Annotated in this window: 23 protein-coding genes; 21 read left to right on the plus strand and 2 right to left on the minus strand. The window is 55.7% G+C overall.

The annotated features are described in order from the left end of the window. The first annotated feature begins 3 nt into the window (after positions 1-3). Together FQK12_RS15915 and FQK12_RS15925 are read left to right on the plus strand one after the other, a co-directional pair. On the plus strand, positions 4-240 hold the full coding sequence (locus FQK12_RS15915; RefSeq protein WP_004853596.1) for a non-oxidative hydroxyarylic acid decarboxylases subunit D: 237 nt from the start codon (positions 4-6) through the stop codon (positions 238-240). A gap of 338 nt (positions 241-578) precedes the next feature. Next, positions 579-731, plus strand: coding sequence for a Hok/Gef family protein (locus FQK12_RS15925; protein ID WP_014226581.1), 153 nt, complete (start codon positions 579-581; stop codon positions 729-731). A gap of 119 nt (positions 732-850) precedes the next feature. Here FQK12_RS15925 and mutS read toward each other — a convergent pair whose 3' ends face one another. After that, positions 851-3412: a DNA mismatch repair protein MutS gene (gene mutS / locus FQK12_RS15930; protein WP_014226580.1), complete on the minus strand. Its 2562-nt coding sequence runs from the start codon at positions 3410-3412 to the stop codon at positions 851-853. A gap of 716 nt (positions 3413-4128) precedes the next feature. Between mutS and FQK12_RS15935 the strand changes: the two genes are divergently transcribed. The 19 genes from FQK12_RS15935 to FQK12_RS16025 all read left to right on the plus strand — a co-directional run bounded on the left by FQK12_RS15935 (position 4129) and on the right by FQK12_RS16025 (position 23217). Then, positions 4129-4668, plus strand: a complete 540-nt coding sequence (locus FQK12_RS15935) for a fimbrial protein (protein WP_004124241.1) — start codon at positions 4129-4131, stop codon at positions 4666-4668. A gap of 79 nt (positions 4669-4747) precedes the next feature. Beyond that, a complete protein-coding gene (locus FQK12_RS15940; protein WP_014226579.1) occupies positions 4748-5302 on the plus strand; it encodes a fimbrial protein in 555 nt (184 codons plus the stop codon). 75 nt (positions 5303-5377) lie between these two features. Continuing rightward, complete coding sequence (locus tag FQK12_RS15945; protein WP_014839357.1) at positions 5378-7846, plus strand: fimbria/pilus outer membrane usher protein; 2469 nt, start codon at positions 5378-5380, stop codon at positions 7844-7846. Between the two features lie 25 nt (positions 7847-7871). After that, on the plus strand, positions 7872-8603 hold the full coding sequence (locus FQK12_RS15950; protein ID WP_041165254.1) for a molecular chaperone: 732 nt from the start codon (positions 7872-7874) through the stop codon (positions 8601-8603). 30 nt (positions 8604-8633) lie between these two features. After that, entirely contained in the window at positions 8634-9263 is a 630-nt protein-coding gene (locus FQK12_RS15955; RefSeq protein WP_004137363.1) for a fimbrial protein, read from the plus strand. Beyond that, on the plus strand, positions 9263-10315 hold the full coding sequence (locus FQK12_RS15960; RefSeq protein WP_014226576.1) for a fimbrial protein: 1053 nt from the start codon (positions 9263-9265) through the stop codon (positions 10313-10315). Before FQK12_RS15955 ends, FQK12_RS15960 begins: the two co-directional genes overlap by 1 nt. A 9-nt stretch (positions 10316-10324) precedes the next feature. Then, positions 10325-10873 (plus strand): fimbrial protein, encoded by a 549-nt coding sequence (locus tag FQK12_RS15965; RefSeq protein ID WP_014226575.1) that lies wholly within the window; start codon positions 10325-10327, stop codon positions 10871-10873. A gap of 22 nt (positions 10874-10895) precedes the next feature. After that, on the plus strand, positions 10896-11567 hold the full coding sequence (locus FQK12_RS15970) for a transcriptional regulator (protein WP_014226574.1): 672 nt from the start codon (positions 10896-10898) through the stop codon (positions 11565-11567). Between the two features lie 104 nt (positions 11568-11671). After that, a complete protein-coding gene (locus FQK12_RS15975) occupies positions 11672-11878 on the plus strand; it encodes a DUF4762 family protein (RefSeq protein WP_014226573.1) in 207 nt (68 codons plus the stop codon). A gap of 70 nt (positions 11879-11948) precedes the next feature. Then, complete coding sequence (locus FQK12_RS15980) at positions 11949-12617, plus strand: DsbA family protein (RefSeq protein ID WP_014226572.1); 669 nt, start codon at positions 11949-11951, stop codon at positions 12615-12617. A gap of 2 nt (positions 12618-12619) precedes the next feature. Next, the gene (locus FQK12_RS15985) at positions 12620-13570 is read left to right on the plus strand and encodes an ABC transporter (RefSeq protein ID WP_014226571.1); all 951 of its coding nucleotides are present in this window, start codon (positions 12620-12622) and stop codon (positions 13568-13570) included. A gap of 9 nt (positions 13571-13579) precedes the next feature. Then, on the plus strand, positions 13580-15691 hold the full coding sequence (locus FQK12_RS15990; protein ID WP_014226570.1) for a peptidase domain-containing ABC transporter: 2112 nt from the start codon (positions 13580-13582) through the stop codon (positions 15689-15691). Continuing rightward, positions 15688-16848 carry an efflux RND transporter periplasmic adaptor subunit gene (locus FQK12_RS15995; protein ID WP_014226569.1) on the plus strand — a complete coding sequence of 387 codons (1161 nt, stop codon included), beginning with the start codon at positions 15688-15690 and terminating at the stop codon, positions 16846-16848. Before FQK12_RS15990 ends, FQK12_RS15995 begins: the two co-directional genes overlap by 4 nt. Next, entirely contained in the window at positions 16848-18791 is a 1944-nt protein-coding gene (locus FQK12_RS16000; RefSeq protein ID WP_014226568.1) for an ABC transporter permease, read from the plus strand. The genes FQK12_RS15995 and FQK12_RS16000 overlap by 1 nt, the downstream gene beginning before the upstream one ends. Then, a complete protein-coding gene (locus FQK12_RS16005) occupies positions 18788-20185 on the plus strand; it encodes a TolC family protein (RefSeq protein ID WP_014226567.1) in 1398 nt (465 codons plus the stop codon). Before FQK12_RS16000 ends, FQK12_RS16005 begins: the two co-directional genes overlap by 4 nt. Continuing rightward, positions 20172-21425 (plus strand): beta-ketoacyl-[acyl-carrier-protein] synthase family protein, encoded by a 1254-nt coding sequence (locus FQK12_RS16010; protein ID WP_014226566.1) that lies wholly within the window; start codon positions 20172-20174, stop codon positions 21423-21425. Before FQK12_RS16005 ends, FQK12_RS16010 begins: the two co-directional genes overlap by 14 nt. Next, positions 21422-22216 (plus strand): MaoC/PaaZ C-terminal domain-containing protein, encoded by a 795-nt coding sequence (locus tag FQK12_RS16015; protein ID WP_014226565.1) that lies wholly within the window; start codon positions 21422-21424, stop codon positions 22214-22216. Before FQK12_RS16010 ends, FQK12_RS16015 begins: the two co-directional genes overlap by 4 nt. Positions 22217-22232: 16 nt before the next feature. Beyond that, positions 22233-22484: an acyl carrier protein gene (locus tag FQK12_RS16020; RefSeq protein WP_004853570.1), complete on the plus strand. Its 252-nt coding sequence runs from the start codon at positions 22233-22235 to the stop codon at positions 22482-22484. Position 22485: 1 nt separating this feature from the next. Further along, positions 22486-23217, plus strand: coding sequence for an SDR family NAD(P)-dependent oxidoreductase (locus FQK12_RS16025; RefSeq protein WP_014226564.1), 732 nt, complete (start codon positions 22486-22488; stop codon positions 23215-23217). A 25-nt stretch (positions 23218-23242) separates the two neighbouring features. Here the strand turns inward: FQK12_RS16025 and FQK12_RS16030 are convergent, their stop codons facing one another. Further along, positions 23243-24439 (minus strand): HD domain-containing protein, encoded by a 1197-nt coding sequence (locus FQK12_RS16030; RefSeq protein WP_223239320.1) that lies wholly within the window; start codon positions 24437-24439, stop codon positions 23243-23245. Positions 24440-24476 lie beyond the last annotated feature (37 nt).

Below are 24476 nucleotides of genomic sequence, written 5' to 3' on the forward strand. Positions count from 1 at the left end.
AAGATGATTTGTCCACGCTGCGCCGATGAACATATTGAAGTGCTGGCAACATCGCCGGTAAAAGATGTCTGGACGGTATTTCAGTGCCAGCACTGTTTCTACACCTGGCGGAATACTGAACCGCTACGCCGCACCAGCCGGGAACATTATCCGGAAGCGTTCCGCATGACCCAAAAGGATATCGATGACGCGCCAATGGTGCCGCATATTCCGCCGCTGCTGGCGGAAGATAAACGCTAAAATCAACGGGGTCCGCTTAGTCGGGCCTTTTTATATTTAGTTAATCAATGCAAAATATTTATTAATTAAATTTTCAAATTGCATAAAAGGTTAATAGAGCAGATACGTTTGCGAGCCATCTTCCAGTTTATAATAAAATCAACGGGTTTGATAAATTACCGATAAGCTTCGCGGCCGGGAAAATATAGAATAGCGGCGGGTGCTTGAGGCTATCTGGCTTTGAGCATTGACAAGGATTCAGATAGACGAAAGCCCCAGGAGATATTTCTATCAACTGAGGCTGACGAATGAACCTGAACAATTCAGATGTTAGTCTCTTCTTTGCAGGGAGGCAAGACATGCTAACAAAATATGCCCTTGTGGCAATCGTCGTACTGTGTATTACGGTACTGGGATTTACGCTTTTGGTGCGCAGCTCGCTGTGCGAACTCAGTACTAAAGAGCGTAGTATGGAGTTTAAAGCTGTTCTCGCTTACGAATCGAAGAAATAGCATCAGCGCGGGGGCAACCCCGCGTATTGGTTGTCAGGATGCATCCTCTCGCACCCAGTTTGCATTTGTTAAAACGGCAGCACCGCAGGGCGCTGCCGTTTTTTCACGTTAAACGAGAACTACATCAGGCTCTTCAGGCGATAGATCCACTCCAGCGCCTGGCGCGGAGTCAGCGAATCCGGGTCAAGATTCTCCAGCGCTTCAACCGCGGGCGAGGTCTCTTCCGGAGCGGAAAGCAGCGACATCTGGGTACCGTCCACCTGCGTGGCGGCAGCGCTCGGCGCAATGCTTTCCAGCTCGCGCAGCTTCTGCCGCGCGCGTTTAATCACCTCTTTCGGCACACCGGCCAGCGCGGCTACCGCCAGACCGTAGCTCTTACTGGCCGCGCCATCCTGCACGCTGTGCATGAAGGCGATGGTGTCGCCGTGCTCCAGAGCATCAAGATGGACGTTGGCCACGCCTGCCATTTTCTCCGGCAGCTGGGTCAGCTCGAAGTAGTGGGTGGCAAACAGGGTCAGGGCCTTAATCTTGTTCGCCAGATTTTCCGCGCAGGCCCACGCCAGCGACAGGCCATCGTAGGTCGAGGTGCCACGACCGATTTCATCCATCAGCACCAGGCTATGCTCGGTGGCGTTATGCAGAATATTGGCGGTTTCGGTCATCTCTACCATAAAGGTTGAGCGGCCGCTGGCCAGGTCATCCGCCGCGCCGACGCGGGTGAAAATACGATCGATGGGGCCGATGTCGACTTTTTCCGCCGGAACGTAGCTGCCGATATACGCCAGCAGGGCGATCAGCGCGGTCTGACGCATATAGGTACTTTTACCGCCCATATTCGGACCGGTGATAATCAGCATTCTCCGCTGCGGGGCGAGGTGCAGCGGGTTAGCGATGAACGGCTCTTTCAGAACCTGCTCAACCACCGGATGGCGGCCTTCGCTGATACGAATACCCGGCTTATCGCTAAAGGTCGGGCAGCAGTAGTTGAGGGTCTCCGCGCGCTCGGCGAGGTTCACCAGCACATCGAGCTCCGCCAGCGCGCTGGCGCTCTGCTGCAGGTCGCCAAGATGCGGCAGCAGCATATCGAAAAGTTCATCGTACAGCTGCTTTTCCAGCGCCAGCGCCTTCCCTTTGGAGGTCAGCACTTTGTCTTCATACTCCTTCAGCTCAGGAATAATATAGCGCTCGGCGTTCTTGAGGGTCTGGCGACGGACGTAGTGGATCGGCGCATGCTGGCTCTGACCGCGGCTAATCTGGATGTAGTAGCCGTGGACGGCATTGTAGCCTACCTTCAGCGTGTCCAGCCCCAGGCGCTCGCGCTCGCGAACTTCCAGTCTGTCGAGGTAATCGGTCGCGCCATCGGCCAGGCCGCGCCACTCATCGAGTTCCGCGTTATAGCCGGGGGCGATAACGCCGCCGTCGCGAACCAGTACCGGCGGCGCATCGATAATCGCCCGTTCCAGCAGTTCGCGCAGCTCGCTAAATTCCCCCATCTTTTCCCGGAGCCGCTGTACTGGCGCACAGTCGACGTCCCCCAGCATCGCGCGCAGTGCCGGCAGCTGCTGGAAAGCGTGACGCATACGCGCTAAATCGCGAGGACGGGCGGTGCGAAGCGCCAGGCGCGCCAGAATACGTTCGAGGTCGCCGACCTGGCGCAGTACCGGCTGCAGCTCGGTGTAATGTTCCTGCAGCGCGCCGATGGTCTGCTGGCGCTCTACCAGCACGGCGGTGTCGCGCGCCGGCATATGCAGCCAGCGCTTAAGCATACGGCTGCCCATGGGGGTCACGGTGCAGTCGAGCACCGAGGCCAGCGTATTATCAAAGCAGCCGGCCAGGTTCTGGGTGATCTCCAGATTGCGGCGGGTGGCCGCATCCATAATGATGCTGTCCTGCTGGCGCTCCATCGTGATGGAGCGGATATGCGGCAATGACGTGCGCTGGGTGTCTTTGACGTACTGCAGCAGGCAGCCGGCGGCGCACAGGCCGCGCGGGGCGTTTTCAACGCCGAAACCAACCAGATCGCGCGTACCGAACTGGAGATTGAGCTGCTGGCGCGCGGTGTCGATTTCAAATTCCCACAGCGGACGGCGGCGCAGGCCGCGGCGGCCCTCAATCAGCGACGACTCGGCAAAATCCTCCGCGTACAGCAGCTCGGCGGGGTTGGTGCGCTGGAGCTCCGCCGCCATCGTTTCGCGGTCAGCGGGTTCGCTCAGGCGAAAACGTCCGGAGCTGATATCGAGGGTGGCGTAGCCAAAACCTTTACTATCCTGCCAGATGGCGGCCAGCAGATTGTCCTGGCGTTCCTGCAGCAGCGCTTCATCGCTGATGGTACCCGGGGTCACAATGCGGACGACTTTGCGTTCAACCGGCCCTTTGGTCGTTGCCGGATCGCCAATCTGTTCGCAAATGGCCACCGACTCGCCCTGATTAACCAGCTTAGCCAGATAGTTCTCAACCGCGTGATGGGGGATCCCGGCCATCGGAATCGGTTCGCCCGCGGAAGCGCCGCGCTTCGTCAGCGAGATATCCAGCAGCTGCGATGCGCGTTTTGCATCGTCATAGAACAGTTCGTAAAAATCACCCATCCGGTAAAACAGCAGAATCTCCGGGTGCTGGGCTTTCAGCTTGAGATACTGCTGCATCATCGGGGTGTGGGCGTCAAGATTCTCTAGTGTACTCATCAGTTTTTGCTGTCCATTTTCTGAAGTTTTAATGAGTTAGCGGAGTTTATTGTTTTCATGACGTCGCGCTATCGCTCATCGGTTCCCGTGAAACTGTGCATTTCTGTTTATTGACTCATGAGCCGCATGATAACGGAGTCTTCAGGTCAGGAAAACAAGAAGCAGCGGCGGTATGCCGGAGGAGGAGGTCGCAGCGGAAAAAGGCTATACTGGCGAATGCAGGTCGATGGTATAGACGGGGAGACATCCGTTTTCACCGGCGTCGTACGCCTCGCGTTATTTCCCTTATTCCGTCTACTTTTCACCGTTGCGTGTAGCAGAAAAGGGGCTTTGTTAATAAAATGTGATCTGTGTTACAATTCTCTTACCATCAACATCTTTCGTTTATCCTCTATTAATTACCTTTCGTAATTTGTTTTTAGGATATATCTCAGCATTCTGCGAGTTAATTTCCTATGGTGGCATTGTTCGCGAGGTTAAATCTTTTTTTAATTCCTTTGTAAATGTATCTCTTTTTACCTAAAAAATGATTTGTTAGTATTTTTGTCGACCAGGGGATCTGGCTTTAATTAAATTATTAATATTAATTAATAGTCTAATTATTGAAACGGATTTTTCGGTGATGCGGAGGGCTGCAAATTGTTATGAGAGTATAACTCAGCAATTTTATAGCTCCTTACTCTTTAGGATAAAAATTTATAACGCAGGAATTTTCTATGAAACTGAATAAAGTTGCTATGGCTGTGGCATTAACTGCTGCTCTCGGCTCAATGTCTGCACTGGCTGATACCACTAATGGTCAGATTGAGCTTCAGGGTGAGCTGGTGAATACCGCGTGTGGTTTAGCGCCGTCGTCCAGCCCGGTAACCGTTGATTTTGGTCAGGTTCCAGTTTCCCTGCTGCAAGGCGGTGGTCAGGCAACTGAAACCAAAAACATCGAGCTGCAGTATTGCGATACCACCATCGCCAGCAGCGCCGTTGTTTCCTATACCCCGACTTCGGTTAACCCGAACGATCCTACTCTGGCTGCCTTTACTTCTGGTACCGCATCTGGTGCAGGTATCGGCCTGAAAGATAGCGCTAGCCAGACTGTGACCTGGGGCGCGCAGACCACGCCGGTCACCCTGGTCGATGGTACTAACACCATTCCTTTCGTGGCCTTCCTGAAAGCGGAAGCGGCAGCGAGCGGTTCTACCACTACCGTAACCGCGGGTGCATTCCAGTCAACGATCAATTTCACTATCGATTATCAATAATCGATTTTGAGTTATCGCTCGCGGGGAGGTTTCTCCCCGCGATATTGGATGGTGTACCCGATAATATGGAATTCTGAGTATGGTTAAGGATACAGAGAAAAAGAGACTGATGGCGCTATTCGTATCGGTATTACTCTTTTCCGGACATGCTTCGAGTACTAATTTTACGCCCGGACAGCTGGCGCTTTCGGGGGAGCTGGTTGCTGCCGCCTGCGATATTGATCCCAGCTCGCGGGAGCTATGGGTGGATTTCGGCAACATATCCGCTCGCGATATTAATATGGATCAAGAAGGTAAGCTCGTCCGGCCTTTTCTGGTGCGCTTAGTGGGCTGCGCGTCTTACGGCAGTGAAAATCAATCAACGCCCGGTGCTTATGCCACGATTACTTTTACCGGCAATGCGTCATCGCAGGACCCGACCGTATTAATTCCGGATGGGGAAGGAAAGGGGTTTGGTATACAGATTCGCGATCGCCGTGGGGAAGTTTTAACTTTTGGAGAACCCTCTTCGGGATATCTGCTAAGTGATGAGAATAATACGCTGAAATTCACCGCTTCGCTGGTTCCGGTTCAGCAACATATTAAGGCTGGGGATTTTTACGCCGTCACTCGTTTTTATATGGATTACAACTAGACGCAAGCCAGCTATTGCTGTTGTAGCTTGTTTACCGCGCACGATATTTTACTGAATGATTCGGGATGAATAGTCATGTCAGCAGAACTAAAAATAAAAATAATCCTCTCTCAGATGCTTTTTTTCTGCTGTGCTTCTATGGCTTGTGCCTCAACCGACGTGGAATTCAATACCGACGTACTGGATGCCGCCGATCGCGACAATATCGATTTAACCCGTTTCGCCACCGACAACTATGTCCCGCCGGGCGAGTACTTATTAGATATTAAAATAAATGGCCAGGCGGTGGGGCAGCAAAAGGTTCGCTATCTGGCTTCTAAGGACCAGAAGCATACCCAGGCCTGCATTAACGGCGAAATTCTTGCCAGATTGGCGTTGAAAGAAGAAGCGCAGAAAAAGGTCGCACAGCCGTTTGCCGATTGCTATGACCTGCTGAGCCTTCCTGGCGCTACGCTCAGCAACTACGCCGGGGTGCTGGACATCACGGTCCCGCAGGCGTGGATGAAATACAACGATCCGAACTGGACGCCGCCGGAGCGCTGGGACCAGGGCATAGGTGGGTTTTTGCTCGACTACAGTCTGACCGGGCAATATACCCGCCAGCTTGATATGCATGAAGATTACACCACCCTGAGCGGATACGGCCAGACCGGGTTTAACCTCGGCGGCTGGCGTTTGCGCGGCGAATATCAGACCAGCTATTACAGCGCGACGCATCAATTTGATTTCGACATGAATCAGATCTACGCCTACCGTCCGCTGCCGATGATGGCGGCAAAGCTGACGGCGGGGGAGATCTACCTTGATTCTCAGGTCTTCGACACCGTGCGCTTTACCGGGCTTAATCTCGCCAGCGATGAGCGTCAGCTGCCGCCAAACCTGCAGGGCTACGCGCCGGAAATTCGCGGCCTGGCCAAGACCAACGCCAAAGTGACGGTGAAGCAGAGCGGGCGCATTATTTATGAAACGACGGTTCCCGCCGGGCCGTTTAACATTCAGGATTTACGCAGTTCGGTGCGCGGTACGCTGGATGTTCAGGTGGAGGAGCAGGACGGTTCCATTTCGACGTTCCAGGTTAACACCGCCAACATTCCTTACCTTACGCGTCCCGGCTACGTGCGTTACAACGTGGCTGTCGGCGCGCCGTCCCGCTATAACCATAAAATTCAGGGGCCAGGTTTCGCTTCCGGTGATTTCTCCTGGGGGATAACCAACGCCTGGTCGCTGTACGGTGGTTTACAAAGCGCAGGGGCGGAATATACCGCGGTCTCCGCCGGTATTGGCCGCGATCTCAGCGTACTGGGCGCGCTCTCGCTGGACGCCACCGAATCCTACAGCCAGCAGTCAAACCAGAAGCGGCTTAAAGGCACCTCGTTTAAGCTGAGCTATGCGAAAACGTTCGACGAATATAACAGTTCAATTACCTTCGCCGGCTATCGCTTCTCTCAGGAAGATTTCCGCTCTTTCTCGCAATATCTCAACGAGCGTTACGAGGGTTACGACAGCCTTGGCCGTGAAAAAGAAGTCTATACCATCACCGGGAATAAAACGTTCTGGGCCGATGAGCCAGGCAAAGCGACCACCGTCTTTCTGACCTATACCCACCAGAATTACTGGAATCGAAGCAGCCAGGATCGCTACGGCATCTCGTTAGGGCGCTCGTTTAACGTCGGTAATATTCGCGGGATCACCACCAATATTTCGGCCTACCGTTCCGATTACGAAGGGCGTAAAGACGACTCTATTGCTTTCTCGCTTTCCATTCCCGTTGGCGATAGCAAATGGAGCGGTCTCGACGTACAGACCAATAACGGCAAAACCAGCCCGATGCTCTCGTACACCGACAGCAGCGACTACAACAACCTGTGGCGACTGCGTGCCGGGGCGAGCCAGAGCGGCTATGCCAACGTCGACGGCTACTATCAGCGCCGCTCGCAGTATGCCGAAATCAACAGCAACGCCAGCTATCAGCAGGATCACTACGTTTCCCTGAGCAGCACCCTGCGCGGCGGCTTTACCGCTACCCGGCACGGGGCGGCGATCCACAACAGCGGCGCGACGCTTAACACGGCGCGCGTGATGGTGAATACCAACGGTATCGGCGACGTTCCGCTCAATGACGGTAAATCAAGAACCAACAATTTCGGTATTGCCGTTATTCCGGACATCGTGAGCTACAACAGCTTTGATACCCGCGTTGATGTCGATGCGATGTCGGAATCCATCGAACCGGCAAAGGCCATCAGCACTGCCACGCTGACCGAAGGCGCCATTGGCTATCAGACCTTTGGCATGGCGAAGGGCGAAAAAATGATGGGGATTATTCGCCTGGCTGACGGTACCTATCCACCGTTCGGCGCGGAGGTTATCAACGGCGATGGCGTGAGCGTCTCCATGATTATGGAAGGTGGCCAGGGATGGCTGGCGGGGGTTAATCCTCAGGAGCTGCTAAGCGTAGTGTGGAGCGGGAAAAAGCAGTGCCAGATTGCCATCCCGCCGACCATCGTGCGTCGTTCGACAGCCGCGCTATTGCCGTGTAAATGACAGTGACAGTAATAAAAGGCCAAAAATGAGCATAACAAGCAACAAATTCTGCTGGATGGGCGTTGTGATGCTGGCGGCGGTAAGCGGTACCGCTCAGGCAGGGGTTTCGCTGGATCGCACGCGTCTTATCATAACCGGTAAAGACAGCTCGGCGAGCGCGAATTTAACCAACACCAGCCCGGATATTCCTTTCCTCGCGCAATCGTGGGTTGAGGACAGCAAGGGCAACAAGATTACCTCTCCGCTGGTGGTGCTGCCGCCTTTACAGCGGATTAACGGCGGGCAAAAAGGGGTGGCGCGGGTCACCAAAACTGATGGTATTAACCAGCTGCCGCAGGATCGGGAAAGCCTGTTTTATTTAAGCGTGCGCGAAATCCCGCCCAAGCCGGATAAAGCGAATGTCCTGCAGTTAGCCATGCAGTCGCGGATTAAATTATTTTACCGCCCGACGGCCATTATTCCCAAAAGCAAAAGCGAGATTTGGCAGGACCAGGTCGTCTTTCAAAAGAGCGGCAATAAGATGACCGCGCAAAACCCGACGCCCTATTACATCACCATTATTAGCTTGTCCCGCGTTAAGGGTGAAAAAATCACTAAGTTTCCGGGGATTATGATTGCGCCGAAGTCCAGCATGGAGTTCAGCGTAACCGACGGCGGCGTGCGAGATTTCGCCATGATGTATGTGAACGATTATGGCGGTCATCCGGAGCTGAAATATCGCTGTGAAGGAAATACCTGTAAAGCGCTGCCGCCATAGCAGCAAGGGTAATTAAAGAGGAACCTGATGATGAAAACGCGTCTATCGCTATTAGCACTGTTTGTATTCGGTATCAGTATGCCAGCGCTGGCCGACGCTGATATTCCGCTACAGCCACAGCACTATAACCGGGATCATCAGGGGGAAGATGGCGGTAACGTGATATTCAATGGCTCCGTTTATGCCTCGCCTTGCGTGCTGGCGCCGCAGAGCCGCCTGCAGATTATTGAGATGGGTGAAATCAGCGCCCGCCGTTTTCATCAGGCCGGCGACCGGAGCCAGCCGGTGCTGGTTCGCGTCGAACTCAGAGATTGCCTGAAAGGCGCCTCGCAGGCGCGCGACAGCATCGCCTCACGGACGACGGGCAGCAGCAAGCATCTCTACACCACCGGCGAGCAGGCGGTTCAGCTCACTTTTATCGGCGAATCGGATGAACATAATCGCCAGCTGCTGCGCCTGACCGGCAGCATCTCAGGAGCCGGTATTCGCCTGCTGGATGTCAAAGAGCGGGCGCTGGATATTAATCAAACGCAGCCGCCGTTTATTGTGAAAACCGGCGATAGCAGCCTGACGTTTATTGCAGTGCTGGAGTCAACCGGACGAAACGTGACCGCGGGCAACTTTAGCGGACTGCTACGTTTAAAAATGGAGTATCTCTGATGACGACGATGGTTATCGGGCGAAAATCTTACGTCACGCTTTTACTCTGCGGCGGCTTATTATCCCTTGACGCCAGCGCGGCGATTGAAGGGGAAATTACGCCGGTCGGCGGACCTAAAATGTATAATATTGACGTGGTCAATCAGGATATTACCAATAACAGCATTGGGGCAACGATTCCTTATGAATTTTCATTGGGTGGGCAATATTCTGGTATAGCCAGCTGTACCATTCCTATGGAAAATCAGGCGATTTATTACTCTGCGACCGCCTCGCTGATGCAGCAGGGAAGCGCGCCGGGCTATTTAAAGCTCAATGATTATATGGATGTAAAAATTGAAATTTATATCCGTGGTAAGCGCATGGATTATTTTGCGGTGCCTTTTTATAATGAATCGAATAACGCTTTTCAGAATAAATGCGTTCCGCCAACCACCCAATTTAATAACTTTGAGTCCGGCGCCAAGGGGCGGGTAACGTTTATGATTACTAAGCCTATTGTCAACGGCGTTAACCTGTTGGGTACAGAAATCGCCAAGCTTTACGGCCGCCTGGGGAACTATAGCTCAGGAATGGGCAGCACTCCAATGTCGATTGTCTCGATTAATTCCGGGGTCATTACCGTTCCGGATAAATGTATTGTTAACTCAGGCTCACCGATCGTCGTTGATTTTGATACCATCCCCAGTTCGGGTTCGCTGCTAAATGGCAATAATTACAGCCGGTCCGTGCCTATTCAGGTGAAATGCGAAGGGGGAAGTTTCGCGAACGGTAATTTAAATATTCGCCTGGGTATTCAGCAGGCCAATACTGCCAGTTTTAATAGCGATTATTTAGGGACCACCGGCGCCGTCGATCGATCCAATCTTGGCATTATTCTGAAAGATTCAGGCGGCAGTTTAGTGGCCGCGAATAGATTTTATGACGTGCCGGGTTTTAATAATAATCAGGGAACCTGGAATCTCACCGCCGCGCCGATTGCCAATGCCGGGACCAACGTTCTCGAAGGGGATTTCCAGGCATCGGCCACCGTGGTCGCTGAGTTTCAGTAAGGGGGCAGCATGCGTCAATTTATCGCATCTATGGTACTTCTGGGCTTACTGTCGGCGGCCACGCCGGCGTACGCCAGTGGGGAACTGATCGGCGGCGACTTAACCTTCAAAGGCACCGTCGCGGCCCATGGCTGCAGTATCGTTCCTTCATCCAAAAATATCGCCGTGGATTTTGGCCAGATTTCAACCCGTACGCTCTATGCGGAGAGCAAATCACAGCCCAAAGCGTTTGTGATTGAGCTTAAGGATTGCAGTACCGATGTTTTTAATTCCGTTACCGTAACCTTTAGCGGGACGGAAAATGCCAATATGAGCGACCGTCTGGCGATTACGCCGGTAGCGCCAAATTCCGCCAGCGGTATTGGCATTGGTTTTGAAGAGAGTAACGGCACGGCGATTTCACTCAATACGCCAACAACCGCGGTCGCCATTTCCGATGCCACCATGCAGTTAAATTTTAAAGCTTTTGTTGAAGGGGAACCGGACGCCTTGAGTAACAAAACCTTGCAGACCGGTGCCTTCCAGGCAACAGCGTATTACACCCTTAATTACCAGTAGAATAGATCAAGGATGATGATAAATGAGCCGCCGTTTCTTTCTCTACGATAAAAATATCTTTTTCTCAGAAGGCGTACGTTCTTTGGTTGACGATCTTGCCGCGCATGACGGCGACTGCGCTTTCTCAAGGCTCGACCAGTTCTCTCAGCTGATTAATACGCTGCGTCTGCCGAAGCAGAAAGAGGAGCTGCGCTGGGTGCTCTGCGATGTCGACAGTTTGCCGGACGAACGCTTTAATGCGCTATACACCATTAAAGAGTACTACTGCCGGGAAAATCAGCAGCTGGTGATTTTATTAGGAGAAAATAATATTTCTCTGTTTTTTGCGCTGCATTCGCTGCTCCCGGAGGCGAGCTGGTTATTAAAAAATGAGTCGCTGGAGAACTTTTTTAAATTCATTGAAGGCGCTGATTCGATGGTGGCAAAAAAAATATTTTATAGCCGCTCGCTGATTAATTATACCCGACAGAAGTGGTTAGCCCGGGATTTTAATAACAGTATCTCCAGCGATGACTGGTGGTTAATGGAAGAAATATTCAAAGGGAAGTCATTGTCGCAAATTTCCTCTGAGCAAAAAATTGATGTTCGTCGACTGAGCCGCTGCAAACGGGGCCTGATGAAAAAGTTAAACGCTAAAAATAACGTAGAGCTGTTTAATATTTTCAAATGTATCGTCGCCACCCCCTGCGTATAACAGCATACAAAGTCTAACATCGACAGAATTACTGGCAGATAGCTAAGCCAGTAGGTAAGTGTAAGAAAAATACATTTCAATATAAATAGTTAAGGATCTAACAAATGCAAAAATTAAGTATGATTGAAGCGTCAACTATTATTGGCGGCTGCTGCAAGGAAACTTGCACAAGCTCTTACGAGACAGTGGTCGTTGGCGGTGTTTCTACCTGTAAACAAGTGACCACCTGTACGGATAAGCACGGTTCAACCGTTAGCATGAAAGATGCGCCGGACAGCATGTGCGTCGTGCCAAATAGCGCCCGTTATTAATCACTGATGTGATACATGGAGGGGGAACCCTCCATGTATTTCTCCGCTATTTTCGCGAGCCTGGTATCAAATGAAGATAAAACCTATTACCGCCGTTGGCTATACGTTTCTGGTGGCGTTAATTTCGTCGCTAATTACCGTGCTGTGCTATCACATATTTGTGTTTAATACATTTTCACTGGATAGCAGTCAGCCTTCCGCCCTGCGGGAAATTGACAGCGCAACCGTTGCCAGTAGCCCAATAAAACATGAGAAAAGCATTATTGAAGTGATGTCCTATGGCTGTCACTACTGCGCATCGAACGAGGAAGAGATCGAAAAATTCGCCGCCACGCTACCCGCGGATAGCACCTTTGAAGTTATCCATATTACTGGCGAGAATAACGGCCTGGCGGTCTTTGCGCCGGTTTTTGCGACCCTTGAAGTCATGGGTATTGAGCGCCAGACGCGCGACCAGGCATTTAACGCGGTAATGACCCGCGGGATTAATTTAGCCGATGAGGAAGCGCTTAATGGCTGGCTGAAAAAGAATAGTATTGATGTCGATAAATACCATCAGCTACGCCAAAGTCAGGCCGTCGCCGAGCGTCTGGAATATATGGCGAAAATCACCGAACTTTATGACATTAACGCGACGCCGCTGTTTATTGTCAATAAAAAATACGTAGTGGCGAAGGATCGTCAGTTTCCTGAATTTGCCGACTATTTGCGCCAGCTGTTAACCCAGGATAAGGAGTAAGCGTGGCGCGCTTTCTCATCGTCTGGAGCGTCTTCAGCGTAAGAAAATGGTCCGCGCAGCTGAGCTGGCGCTACCGGCCTCTTACCGGCTACGGCCAAAAAGCGGTGCGTAGAGTCATGCGTTTTACCCCGATGCCGCTGCTGCTGCTGGCGGTTCGCGCGCTGTGTCGGCTGCGGCTGCTGGGCAGACAGTACCGTGGCCGCAGCGCCGTGGCGACGCAAAACTACCGCTGCCTGACGGGCGTCGAGGGCCGAATTGATGCCGGATGGATAGCCATGCGTCGCCAGCTGCTGGAGACAGGGGCGACCTGGGGACAGCACCCGGCCATCCTGGCCCAGATGCAGGCATGCACGCGAGAGCTTGACGCCGTTGTCGCTCCCCTGGCGGCGCAAAAGACGCCGGTCGTCCTTGCGCCGCTGCACTGCGTTTCCGATATCTTAGCGGCGATGGTCGGGGCTGGCGTGACGCCGGGCAAAGCCAGCGTAGTGGTCTCTTCCAGCGCGGAAAGCTACACCGTCGCCAGCCGAAAAATGGGCGGCGTCGCGCTCTCTTATTGCTCAATCCACCAGGATAATACATCGCTGGCTAGCGAGCTTATGGCGTTAATGACCAATGTATCGGCAGGGCGGGAAAATATGATTATTTTCCCCGACATTCCTGCCGATTACACCGTGCAGACCCCGGAAGCGCAGTCCGGGAAAATAAGCTGCCGGATATTTGGCCGCCCGGCAAAATTACATAGCGGGGTACAGCGGTTTTCTCGCATCGTATCGGCGCAGGTGGTTTTTTATCACCTCTATTATCAGCACGGGATAAAAATAAAGATCTATTCTCCGCTGAGGCCAAAAGAGGTCGCGGCAAAGCTACCGACGATGATTGAAAACACCCTGCGTGACTATCCGCAGGATTGGCTTTTGTGGCACAGCCATTCGCTCTATTTTATTAATCACTGATGCATCATCATGAAAAAGATTATTCCTGATATGGTTTTCCAGGAAGAGACCAATGAATGCGGCCTCTCCTGTATTGCGATGCTGGCGCAAACCCAGAATATTCCGTGCTCGCTGCCGGCTTTGCGGGAAATTTTCCCGGCATCCGATCATGGGACATCGTTGAGCGATTTATCCGTTATTCTGCAGCAGCTCGGCATTGCCACCGCGCCGGTATTGTTCGATCACGCTGAGCTTCATGCGCTGCCGTTCCCGTCCATTTTGCACTACGGCGCCAGCCACTATGTTCTGCTGGCCTGGCGAAAAGGGGATTACGTCTGCGTCATGAATCCGGCGATTGGCCAGCAGTGGCTGCCTTTCTCGGCATTAAAAAAAGAGATTAGCGGCTATGCGCTGATCCTTGAAGAGTCGCCCGGCGCGATTGCCGGCCCGGACCCGGTTATTGCCGGCGCGCAGCAGGAGATGCCGCGGACGATGAGCCTGAAGGAGACCGCGGCGGTTCCGGGCATTTATAAGCTGATGCTCTTGACCTTCCTGGTGTCGCTCACCCTGTTTTTAATGCCGACGATGGTCAGCCGGGCGATCAACCAGGCCTTCTCTGACGTTCAGAATACGCAGTTTCCTTATTTATGGTTCATCCTCGCCTTTGTTGTATCCACGCTGCTGGCGCTGGGCGTCAGGGTGATTAGCGAGCGATTTATTCGCCGCTTTGTCCTGCTTAAAAGCGATATCGGTTTTTCCCGCCTGCTGAATAATCCGCTGCGTTTTTTTGAAAAACGCGCGCCGGGGGACGTTTTCAGCCGTTTTATCGCCTGGCAGGGCGGGATGCTGCAAAAAATCGAACTGGATAACGGGCTCCGCTCGGACTGGATCATCTGCGTTATCGCGATCGGCATTATGTTCTGGATCTCCCCGGTGCTGGCGCTGATTTCCGCCGTGGGTATTGTGGCGATGGGGCTGATTAGCGTCTGGGCCATTTTTCGCGACCGCTGGTATACGCAGCAGCTGCAGCTGAAAAGCGCGACGCTGAATGACTTTTTTATGGAAACGCTTCAGGGCGTGTTAACCATCAAGACCGCCGGGCTGGAAACGCAGCGTAAAGCGCAGTTTGCCCGTCTGTCTCATGACCTTTTCACCTGCCTCCAGCGGCAGAAAGTTTATCAGCAGGTCAAAGAGGGACTGTACCAGCTGACCGGCAGCCTTGAGATGGTGGTTTTTATGCTGGTGGTGCTGCCGCTGGTGCACGCAAAGCTTATCTCGCTGGGCGACTTTTTTGCCTACAGCTTTTTACGACAGATTTTTACCTCCTACGTCACGCGGATATTTTATGCCGTGATCCGTAAATCACAGCTGCACGTGATCGATACCCGCGCGCAGGGCCTGTTCACCCGCCATGAGCCTGCTGCGCCCCAGTTTGCTCCGCTCAGCGGTGAAGCGGTTCCGCGGCTGACGTTCGAGCAGGTGAGCTTTCATTACAACCCGCAGCGTCCGGTACTCAATGCCGTTGATCTCATCCTGGAGCCCGGCGATCGGCTGGCGATCGTGGGTGATTCCGGCGCCGGAAAAAGCACCCTGCTGCGGCTGATGGCAGGGCTTTTTTCCGCGCAGCATGGGCGAATTTTGCTGAACAACGACGAGGTGAGCGCGCAGCAGCTGGCGTCGCAGGTATGGCTACAGAGTCAGGAAGACATCCTGTTCAACGCCTCGGTGCTGCAAAACATCACCCTGTTTGACCCGTGGTACAGCGACAGCGATCGCGGGCGAGTGGAGGCGCTGGTCGAAAAAATGGCGCTGGGGCCGGTGGTTCAGGCGCTGCCGGGAGGAATGGAAGCGCTGATCCGCGAGAGCCACTCGGCGCTCTCTTTAGGCCAGCGTCAGCGGCTGATGCTGGCGCGGGCGCTCTACAGCACCCGGCCCATACTGCTGTTCGACGAACCGACCGCCAATCTTGATGATGAAACCGCGGAAACGGCGATCCTCGCGCTGTGCCAGTACTGCCGCGAACAGGGCAAGACGCTGATCGTCGTGACCCACAGCGAGCAGATCCTGCATCACTTCACGCGGGTTTATCGCCTGAAGGAAGGCAAGCTGCGCGATATCACACAGGGAGAGGTGGAGCAATGAGAAGAGCATTTTTACGCCGCCGTAAAACGTGGCTGTTTGCGCTGGTCGCTATGCTGGCCATTGTTGCCGCCGTCTATTATCAGCGCTCATTTCCGGCACAGGCCGAGTCGATTGATACCGTTACGCTCGATCGCGGGGATATCGAAAAGGTCGTGCTGGCGAGCGGGATTATCAAACCTGCCGTCCAGGTGAGCGTCGGCGCGCAGGTCAGCGGCCAGCTGCGTAAGCTGTACGTGCGCCAGGGCGAGCGGGTGCGCAAAGGGCAGCTGTTAGCCGAAATCGACCCGACGCTGCAGCTTTCCGACTTACGCAACGCTACCGCGCAGCTGGCCAGCGCCAGAGCGCAAAAGCAGGCCTCTGAGGCCACGCTGGTGCAGTACCGTAAAGCGCTGGCGCGCGAGCAGGCCATGAGCCGCGACGGCTCCGGCGTGAGCAGCGACCTCGAACAGGCGCAGGCGCAGTATGCCGCGCAGGTTCAGCAGATAGCGGTGAATGAGGCGCAGATTGTGCAGGCGGAAATGAGCGTGCAGACCGCCAACGCCAACCTCGGCTATACCCGCATTCTCGCGCCTATGGATGGCGAAGTGCTGGGCATCGTGACCCGTGAAGGGCAAACCATCGTCTCCTCGCAAATTGCGCCTACGATTCTGGTGCTCGCCGATCTCGATAAAGTCCAGGTCCAAACCCGTATTTCCGAAGCCGATATCCAGAAAATCCATCCGGGACAGCCGCTATGGTTTTACGTCATTGCCGACCCGCAAACCCGTTATGAAGGGGAGCTTGGCTATGTCCAGCCCGCGCCGCAGGAGGCGCTGGAGGAACAAAACGCCGGCGCGTCTGCCGGTAACCAGCAGAGCAGCGCCATTTACTATAACGGCACCTTCGAGGTGGATAATCGCCAGCGATTGCTGAAAACCTCGATGACCGCCCAGGTGTTTATCCGCATCGCGCAGGTGAAAGATGCGCTGCGCGTGCCGGTTGCCGCGCTGGGGCGTTCGCTCGGGGATGAGCGCTACCTGGTCGTGGTGCAAAAGGAGAACGGCAGCGAGGAGCGCACCATCCGCATCGGGATTAACGACCGCCAGTATGCGCAGGTTCTTGAAGGATTACAGCCCGGTGAGCGGGTGGTGATCCCGCAGGATGCGGGGTCCGTCTGATGGCTGAGCCGTTAATCTTGCTGAACAACGTCACGCGTCATTTTGTTGCCGGGACGCAACTGATTCCGGTGCTGAAATCCATCTCTCTGACCATTATGCCCGGCGAGATGGTGGCGATTATGGGCGCTTCCGGCTCGGGTAAATCGACGCTGATGAATATTATCGGTTGTCTGGATAAACCCAGCAGCGGTGAAGTGTATATCAACGGCATCGCCACCCATCAGGCCGACAGCGCGGCGCTGGCGGAGCTGCGCAGCCGCTGGCTGGGATTTATTTTTCAGCGCTATCACCTGATGCCTTATTTGACGGCGGAAGAGAATATTGCCATCCCTGCGCTCTATACCGCGATGCCCGCCGCTGAGCGCCAGGCGCGCATTGCGCTGCTGGCGGAAAAGCTGGGCATTGACGCGCGCCTGGCGCATAAACCCGCGCAGCTTTCCGGCGGCCAGCAGCAGCGGGTCAGCGTCTGTCGGGCGCTGATCAACGGCGCGCAGATTATTCTCGCCGATGAACCCACCGGGGCGCTGGATAGCGTCAGCGGCCGGGCGCTGATGGATGTTCTGCACCAGCTGAACGCTGACGGGCATACGGTGATTATCGTGACCCACGATCGCGAGGTAGCGCAGCAGGCCCAGAGGATCGTCGAGATCAGCGATGGGCAGGTGGTCGCCGACAGCACCCACGGCGCGCGTGATAATCGCGGCATTCCGCGGCTGCCCGCGGTACAGGATAACGGCCGGGCCTCGCTGTCGCGCAGTATCGGAGAGTCGGTACGGATGGCATGGCGGTCGCTGCTGGGGCATCGTATGCGCGCCTTTTTGTCGATGCTGGGGATTATCATCGGCATTTCGTCCGTGGTTTCCTCCATGGCGGTGGGAGAAGGCGCCCGGCAGAGCATCATGAACGAGATTGGCAAGCTGGGTAATACCACGCTCGAAATCCGCCCCGGCACCGGCTGGGGCAGCAAGCGTCCGGATATGGAGCGGGCGCTGTCGCTGGATGATATCGCCAGCCTCGGCAAACAGTCGTGGGTGCTTGGGGTGTCGCCGATCGTCTCCAGCATGACGACCGCGGTGCGCCAGGGGTTTGATTCCTCGATTATTCTTTCCGGGGTTTCCGCCGACTATTTCTCGCTGCAGGGCATTCGTTTTCTTCACGGCAACGGTTTTACCCACCGCGATGTCGACGATCGTGAACCGGTGCTGGTGCTGGATGAAACCAGCAAAGAGACGCTGTTTCCCGGTAATGAAGATCCGCTGGGTAAAATTGTGCAAATCGCCGGCGCGCCGTGGCGGGTGATCGGCATCGCCAGCAAGCCGGGACCGAAGGTGGTCAGCGGGTTTATGTCGGCCTGGATCCCCTATACCTCTTTGTTGCAGCGGATTTCCGGGGACAAACCGCTGGAGGCGCTCACGCTGCGCTTTCAGGAAACGCTGTCGCCGCAGGACGCGGCGCGGCGGGCGGAAAGGCATCTTATCCGCGAGCACGGCAAAAAAGATTTCTTTGTCCAGACCGACGAACAGCTCGCCAACGCGCTGCAAAAAACCTCTGACTCCATGTCGCTGCTGATCACCGCGATTGCCGCCATCTCGCTTCTGGTTGGCGGCGTTGGCGTCATGAACATCATGCTGGTTTCCGTTACCGAACGCACCCATGAGATTGGCATCCGGCTTTCGGTCGGCGCTCGCCCCAGCGACATCATGCATCAATTCTTAATTGAGGCGGTGATGATCTGCGCGCTCGGCGGGCTGACGGGGGTATTGGGCTCCTGGGCCGCCGGTAACCTGTTTGCCCTGCTGACGCAGGAGTTTTCCATGGTCTTCACCTGGCTGCCGGTAGCGATGGCCTGCGGTTTTTCCGCCCTGATTGGCCTGACGTTTGGCTATTTTCCAGCGCGCCGCGCGGCGCGACTGAACCCGACGGAGGCGCTGGCCCGCGAATGAGACCGCTGACTTTATTACCGTTAATTGTATTGCTGACGGGCTGCGGGAATTTAACCCGCAGCGATTATCAGCGCCCGCTGCTGTCGGTGCCGGAGAACTGGCAGCGGACGGAGGGAGACAGCATCGCGCGCTCGCAGGAGAAAACGCAGCGCTGGTGGGACCGTTTCGGCGACGAACGTCTGTCGCGGGTGGTGGGGCAGGTGCTGGAAAGCAATAACGATCTTGCCGCTGCCGCCTTAACCCTTAAGCAGGCGCGTATTTCCGCTGGGCTCACCCGGACCAATATCAGCCCCGACGCGAGCCTCAACGGCTCCGGCAGTAACTCAAAACCGCTCAACAGCGGCGGTTCGCAGGAGAGCTACAGCGCCTCACTGTCCCTGAGCTATGAACTGGATCTGTGGGGCAAGCTGGCGCGGATCCGGGAGCAGAGCGAATGGGAGGCGATAGCCAGCGAGCAGGACTACCGGGCGACGATCCTGTCGACGATTGACACCACCGCGCAGCTGTACTGGAACATCGCTCTGCTGAACCAGCAAATGACGTATCAGGCGGCGAGTCTGGATATCGCCAGGCAGACGCTGGCGCAGATTGAGTCCTGGCAGCGAGCGGGGAAAGTGGGACTGCTTGATGTGCTGCAGGCGCGACAGACGGTCATCAGCCGGCAGAATCAGCTGCTGAGCCTGAAGCAGCAACGGGCGATTTCCCGTAACGCGCTGGCGCTGCTGCTCAACAGACCGCCGGCCCAGCACACCGATGAGTCCTCCGCGCTGGATGTGCGTCAGCATATCGCCATTGCCAACGCCACGCCGCTGGCCGCGCTCGCCAGCCGGCCGGACCTGCAGGCGGCGGAATCCCGCCTGCGGGCGGCGCTGGCGGGCTCAGACGCCGCGCGGCTGAGTTTCTATCCCACGCTCTCGCTGCAGGGAACGCTAAGCGCCGGAAGCCAGCTCTTTCACCAGTGGTTTAACGACCCGCTGCGCACCGTGGGCAGCAGCGTTTCCGCGCCCTTTATCCAGTGGAACACGGTACAGCTCACCGTGGAGCAGGCCAGCGTGAAGGTACAGCAGGAGGCGGTGAACTTTCGCCGCACCGCCTATACCGCGCTGTCGGAGGTGGACAACGCGATGGAGAAGCGGCTTAACGCCGACGAGCAGCGCGATCGTCTGCTGCAAACGCTGCAGCTGGGCGAGCAGCGTCTGGCGCTCACCGGGAGCCGCTACCGCTCAGGAGCTGTGGATTATCAGACTCTGCTGAACGCCCAGGACGCGCTGCTTGATGTGCAGAACAGCCTGGCGCAGAACCAGTACGACTATCTTTATGCCACTTTGCAGCTTTGGCTGGCGCAGGGAGGCATTAACCCGCAACAGAGGACTTCCCAGAATGAGTCACAGTAACTCCCCTTATCGCGTGGTGATAACCGGCTATGGCGCGGTGACTCCCCTCGGCGATAGCGCCGCCGAAAGCTGGCAGGCCATCATGGATTATCGACGCGGCTACCGCTATGTGGATCTCTCCGCGAACGGTATTCACACGCATTTTATCGGTCAGGTGGCGAATGAACCCAGCCTTAAGGGGGTTCCCGCCGCGATTCGTCGGCGTCTGCCACGTCACGCGCGCCTGGCGCTGGCCGCCGCGCGGGAAGCGGTGGCGATGGCCTTTGCGGGTGAAGCTCCCACGGCGTTTTATGACCCGCTAATGTGCGGCGCCATCATCGGCTCCGGCTGGGCAGGGCTGGATGAAAGCTATCTGGCGGTACCCGAGTTTGAGAAAACCGGCGTCTCCTCGCCCTTTAGCTGCTTTTTTTCCATGCCCAACGTGAGCACCGCCGCCTGTAGCCAGCTGTGGAATTTGCGCGGCTATCAAAATACCCCGGTCGCGGCCTGCGCCACCGGCACTATTGCTGTCGGCGAGGCCTATGATGCGATTCGCTTTGGCCGCGCCAGCATGCTGCTCGCCGGCGCCGGGGAATCGCTAAACAGCGTTTGCGCGATCTGGAATATCGATGTGCTCGGCGCGCTGAGCCGGGAAACGGAGTCGCCGGAGCGGGCCAGCTGTCCGTTCAGCCTGCAGCGCAGCGGGTTCGTGCTTTCGGAAGGCGGGGCGGTGCTGTGCCTGGAGGAGCGCGAGAGCGCCCTCGCGCGCGGGGCGACGATCCTGGCGGAGGTCACCGGCTATGCTAATTTCTCCGACGCGGTGGATTTTACCTCCCCGGCGGAGGACTGCGTAGCCCGCGAGCAGACCATCCGTTGGGCGCTGCGCGGCGCAGATCTCCAGCCTGCCGACCTCGATTACATCAACGCCCACGGCACCTCCACGCCGCTCAACGATCTCAACGAAACGCAGTCGCTGAAAAAGGCGCTGGGCGACGAGGCGTACCGCATCCCGATTTCCAGCACCAAAGCCTACTCCGGGCATCTGATTGCCGCCGCAGGGAGCTTCGAGACCATTGTTTGCCTGCAGGCGATGGCGGCGGGGATCCTGCCCGCGACGGCCCATTTAACCCAGCCTGACCCGCAGTGCGATCTTGACTATATCGCCGAAGGGCACCGTCAGGGGGAGATACATCGGGCGCTGAATCTGAGCTTTGGTTTCGGCGGCGCGAACGCCGCGCTGGTGCTGGAGAAACACGCGTGACGCTGCTGCACTACACCCTTGCCGACGCGCGGCAGTGGGCGGCGTTTTCCGGCGACGAAAACCCGATTCACTTCGACCTCGCGGCAGCGCGCGAGATGGGCGCGGGACAGCTGAGCGTCCACGGAATGCGCGCGCTGCTCGACGTGAAGCGCGATGCCCACTCCCGGCTGTACCGCCCTGAGCGTTACGTAAAATGCCAGGTTCGCCTGCGCAGGCCAATATGGTGCGATACCGACTGGCTGTTAACGCCCGGGGTAGCCAAAAATCGCCTTTTGTCCGCCACTTCGGTCAGCAATCCGCACAATGGCGAACTCTGCCTCTCCTGCCAGATGAGCACGGCGGCCGGGCCGGAATCGCTGGTGGGTAAACAGCCCTGCACGATTGCGCCAAAGACGCTGCGCGAGCTGCAGTCGTGCTTCCATGCCGCCTGGCCCGACCTGGCGCAGTGGCAGTTTCTTGACGCCTTGCTGTTCCGCCAGCTGATTGGCGATCCCGCGCTGCTGCGCCAGGAGAACATCGCCTCCCTGCTCGGGCCGGGGGAAACCTCGTTGCAGCAAATATTTACCCGCTATCCGGTGCTGCAAACCCACCAGGAGGTGGTGTTTGATGCTCGTCTCGCGGGCAAAGCGACGCCGATTTGGCCCGAATCTCTGGCGCTCTGGCTGCTGCCCTCGCTGGTGGTGGGCCAGGTCGAACAGGGGGCGCTGGTGCGCATCGCCGCGGCGGCGCAGCTGGATAACCTGATAATAACCAACGTGGTCACGCTAAAAGTTGGCCCCGTGCCTAATTGATAATTAAGGATAATTTATGACTGCCTATGATGAAGTTCTGCAAAAAGTATGTGAAATGATTTGCGATGCGAAAGACCTGGAACCGGATGAGATTGATGAGAATACGCCGCTGGTTCGACTGAAATTAGATAGCCTGGACTACGTCGAGCTCATGGTGCTGGCAAAACGTGAATTCAATATCACCCTGGAGGCGGACTGGTTTATTCACAATCCGGGGATCACCCTGGGCGAACTGTGTCAGCACATCAGCAAAGAGTCAGGTAACTGATATGACGCAACAATGGATATTAGTGACCGGCGGCAGCCGCGGTATCGGCCGGGCGCTGGTCACCGGCCTGGCGCAAAGCCGGAACGTGGTCTTTACCGGCCGCGATGAGGCTGCGATTAACGCCACCCGGGCGGCGAGCGAAAACTCCGCCCACCGGGTGCAGGGATACGTCTGCGACGGCAACGACGCGTCGCGGGTTGAACGGCTTGCGCAGGCGCTACTGGCCGAGCGGGGGGCACCGGAAGCGATTATTCACAATGCCGGGATAGCTCGCGATGGCCTGCATATTCATCAGGACGCCGCGCTCTGGCGCGAAGTGTTGGACACCAATGTGATCGCGATGATGAACTGGAACCGGGTGCTGCTGCCGGCGATGCTTACGCAGCGGCGGGGCTCCATCGTGATGATGTCGTCGGTCAGCGCGTTAAAGGGCAACGTGGGGCAGACGGCGTACGCCGCGAGTAAAGCGGCGATGAGCGGTATTGCGCGCTCGCTGGCGCTGGAGGTCGGGCGTTTCGGCATTCGGGTTAACTGCCTGGCGCCGGGCCTGATCCGTACGGAGATGCTGGAAGAGATACCCGCGCAAAAATTAAAAGAGATGCGCCAGGCGATACCGCTACGCCGATTGGGCGAAACGGATGATGTGCTGCAGGCGGTGGCGTTTTTAATCGGTGAGGGGAGCCAGTATATGACCGGGCAAACCCTGGTTCTGGACGGCGGATTGAGCGCCTGAGTCTGTGATTAGGCCGGGTTAGCCTCTAAAGGGAATGTGTGAGTTGCGCAATGCGATTCATTAACGCCTGTATTTCGCCAGCGGTTGCACGATAGACCTGGATAATTTGTGGGGAATATTGGGCAATCAGGGATAACATAAACGGGGGAATTTCCTCTCCCGGGTTATTTTTTATTAACTGCGCCAGCGACTTCTCTTCCGCTTTCGGTCTATTTAGCGCATGGACCACCCGTCGGCTCACCGCGATAAGCACGGCTTCTGGCGTAAGGATTTCCTCGGGTAATTGAAGCGGCGCGGGGCCATTTTGCATGGCCATCCACTCAGAAATATCATCAATACCTTCAATAGGATAAAGCGTGTGCCGGGCGTTGTCTGACGCACCAACGCGTTTTGACGGCGGGCTATGATCCAGACAGGAAATATTATGCAGTAACCCGCCAATTTCTACTTTCAGCGCTTGCGTCGCGCTCATTTCTATTTTTGTCGCCAGATAACCGGCAATGTGCCCGACGGCGGCGGAGTGCCAGGGCGTCTGCTGACTGAATTGATCGATAATAAAAGAGACCAGCTCAGCAATATCGCGGAGGTTGTGTAAAGAGAGGGTGTCGTTATGAACGCCGGAGATCGCGTTAATGTAATCGCGATAGTCGGTGGATGCCATGACAGACCAGAAATGGTCATCGGCGGAGAGCGTTCTGAAGGCCTGAATATACTCCTGTTTATAAAAAATATTAGCTCCGGCAGCAACGATGTCGACCAGCTTGTTGCTTAAAAAGGCGCTATGGTCGGTACGGTGCTCGCAATAAAGTACATCCAGCCGGTCAGCGAAGAAGAGCAGATGGCTCTCTTCGGGTACCCGCTCACCTTCAATATAACGCCCCAGACCGTTGCGCCAGCGGGTGTGATGATAGCGAACGATTCTGTTGAGCGGGCGAAACAGCGGAATTCGGCTAAGCAACTCGCTGCCGATTAGCGCGTGATTATTATGTTCATTATCGATGTAGTTGAGCGGCTCAAGGCGCGACTTTTCATTTAATCCGCCGACATCATGAATAAGAGCGGCGAGAATGGTTTTACGCCGCTGGGCCGCAGAAAAATTGACTAAATTTGCCAGATGCGATGCGATAAACGCCGTTCTGACATGGTGCAGATTTAGCCGTGGGTTAATCATATCAATGATATTAGCGATGCTGGCTAACGTCGGTAGTAAATGTATCGTCATGATATCTTTGTAATTAAAATTAATGAGATGAATCTCA

The organism is Klebsiella sp. ME-303, from assembly GCF_007910085.1.
Taxonomy (GTDB): Bacteria; Pseudomonadota; Gammaproteobacteria; order Enterobacterales; family Enterobacteriaceae; genus Klebsiella; species Klebsiella michiganensis.

What these genes read in the sequence shown, in the direction of transcription:
- FQK12_RS15915 (WP_004853596.1), top strand. Translation starts at nt 4, where the DNA reads ATGATTTGTCCACGCTGCGCCGATGAACATATTGAAGTGCTGGCAACA.
- FQK12_RS15925 (WP_014226581.1), top strand. Translation starts at nt 579, where the DNA reads ATGCTAACAAAATATGCCCTTGTGGCAATCGTCGTACTGTGTATTACG.
- mutS (WP_014226580.1), bottom strand. Translation starts at nt 3,412, where the DNA reads ATGAGTACACTAGAGAATCTTGACGCCCACACCCCGATGATGCAGCAG.
- FQK12_RS15935 (WP_004124241.1), top strand. Translation starts at nt 4,129, where the DNA reads ATGAAACTGAATAAAGTTGCTATGGCTGTGGCATTAACTGCTGCTCTC.
- FQK12_RS15940 (WP_014226579.1), top strand. Translation starts at nt 4,748, where the DNA reads ATGGTTAAGGATACAGAGAAAAAGAGACTGATGGCGCTATTCGTATCG.
- FQK12_RS15945 (WP_014839357.1), top strand. Translation starts at nt 5,378, where the DNA reads ATGTCAGCAGAACTAAAAATAAAAATAATCCTCTCTCAGATGCTTTTT.
- FQK12_RS15950 (WP_041165254.1), top strand. Translation starts at nt 7,872, where the DNA reads ATGAGCATAACAAGCAACAAATTCTGCTGGATGGGCGTTGTGATGCTG.
- FQK12_RS15955 (WP_004137363.1), top strand. Translation starts at nt 8,634, where the DNA reads ATGAAAACGCGTCTATCGCTATTAGCACTGTTTGTATTCGGTATCAGT.
- FQK12_RS15960 (WP_014226576.1), top strand. Translation starts at nt 9,263, where the DNA reads ATGACGACGATGGTTATCGGGCGAAAATCTTACGTCACGCTTTTACTC.
- FQK12_RS15965 (WP_014226575.1), top strand. Translation starts at nt 10,325, where the DNA reads ATGCGTCAATTTATCGCATCTATGGTACTTCTGGGCTTACTGTCGGCG.
- FQK12_RS15970 (WP_014226574.1), top strand. Translation starts at nt 10,896, where the DNA reads ATGAGCCGCCGTTTCTTTCTCTACGATAAAAATATCTTTTTCTCAGAA.
- FQK12_RS15975 (WP_014226573.1), top strand. Translation starts at nt 11,672, where the DNA reads ATGCAAAAATTAAGTATGATTGAAGCGTCAACTATTATTGGCGGCTGC.
- FQK12_RS15980 (WP_014226572.1), top strand. Translation starts at nt 11,949, where the DNA reads ATGAAGATAAAACCTATTACCGCCGTTGGCTATACGTTTCTGGTGGCG.
- FQK12_RS15990 (WP_014226570.1), top strand. Translation starts at nt 13,580, where the DNA reads ATGAAAAAGATTATTCCTGATATGGTTTTCCAGGAAGAGACCAATGAA.
- FQK12_RS15995 (WP_014226569.1), top strand. Translation starts at nt 15,688, where the DNA reads ATGAGAAGAGCATTTTTACGCCGCCGTAAAACGTGGCTGTTTGCGCTG.
- FQK12_RS16000 (WP_014226568.1), top strand. Translation starts at nt 16,848, where the DNA reads ATGGCTGAGCCGTTAATCTTGCTGAACAACGTCACGCGTCATTTTGTT.
- FQK12_RS16005 (WP_014226567.1), top strand. Translation starts at nt 18,788, where the DNA reads ATGAGACCGCTGACTTTATTACCGTTAATTGTATTGCTGACGGGCTGC.
- FQK12_RS16010 (WP_014226566.1), top strand. Translation starts at nt 20,172, where the DNA reads ATGAGTCACAGTAACTCCCCTTATCGCGTGGTGATAACCGGCTATGGC.
- FQK12_RS16020 (WP_004853570.1), top strand. Translation starts at nt 22,233, where the DNA reads ATGACTGCCTATGATGAAGTTCTGCAAAAAGTATGTGAAATGATTTGC.
- FQK12_RS16025 (WP_014226564.1), top strand. Translation starts at nt 22,486, where the DNA reads ATGACGCAACAATGGATATTAGTGACCGGCGGCAGCCGCGGTATCGGC.
- FQK12_RS16030 (WP_223239320.1), bottom strand. Translation starts at nt 24,439, where the DNA reads ATGACGATACATTTACTACCGACGTTAGCCAGCATCGCTAATATCATT.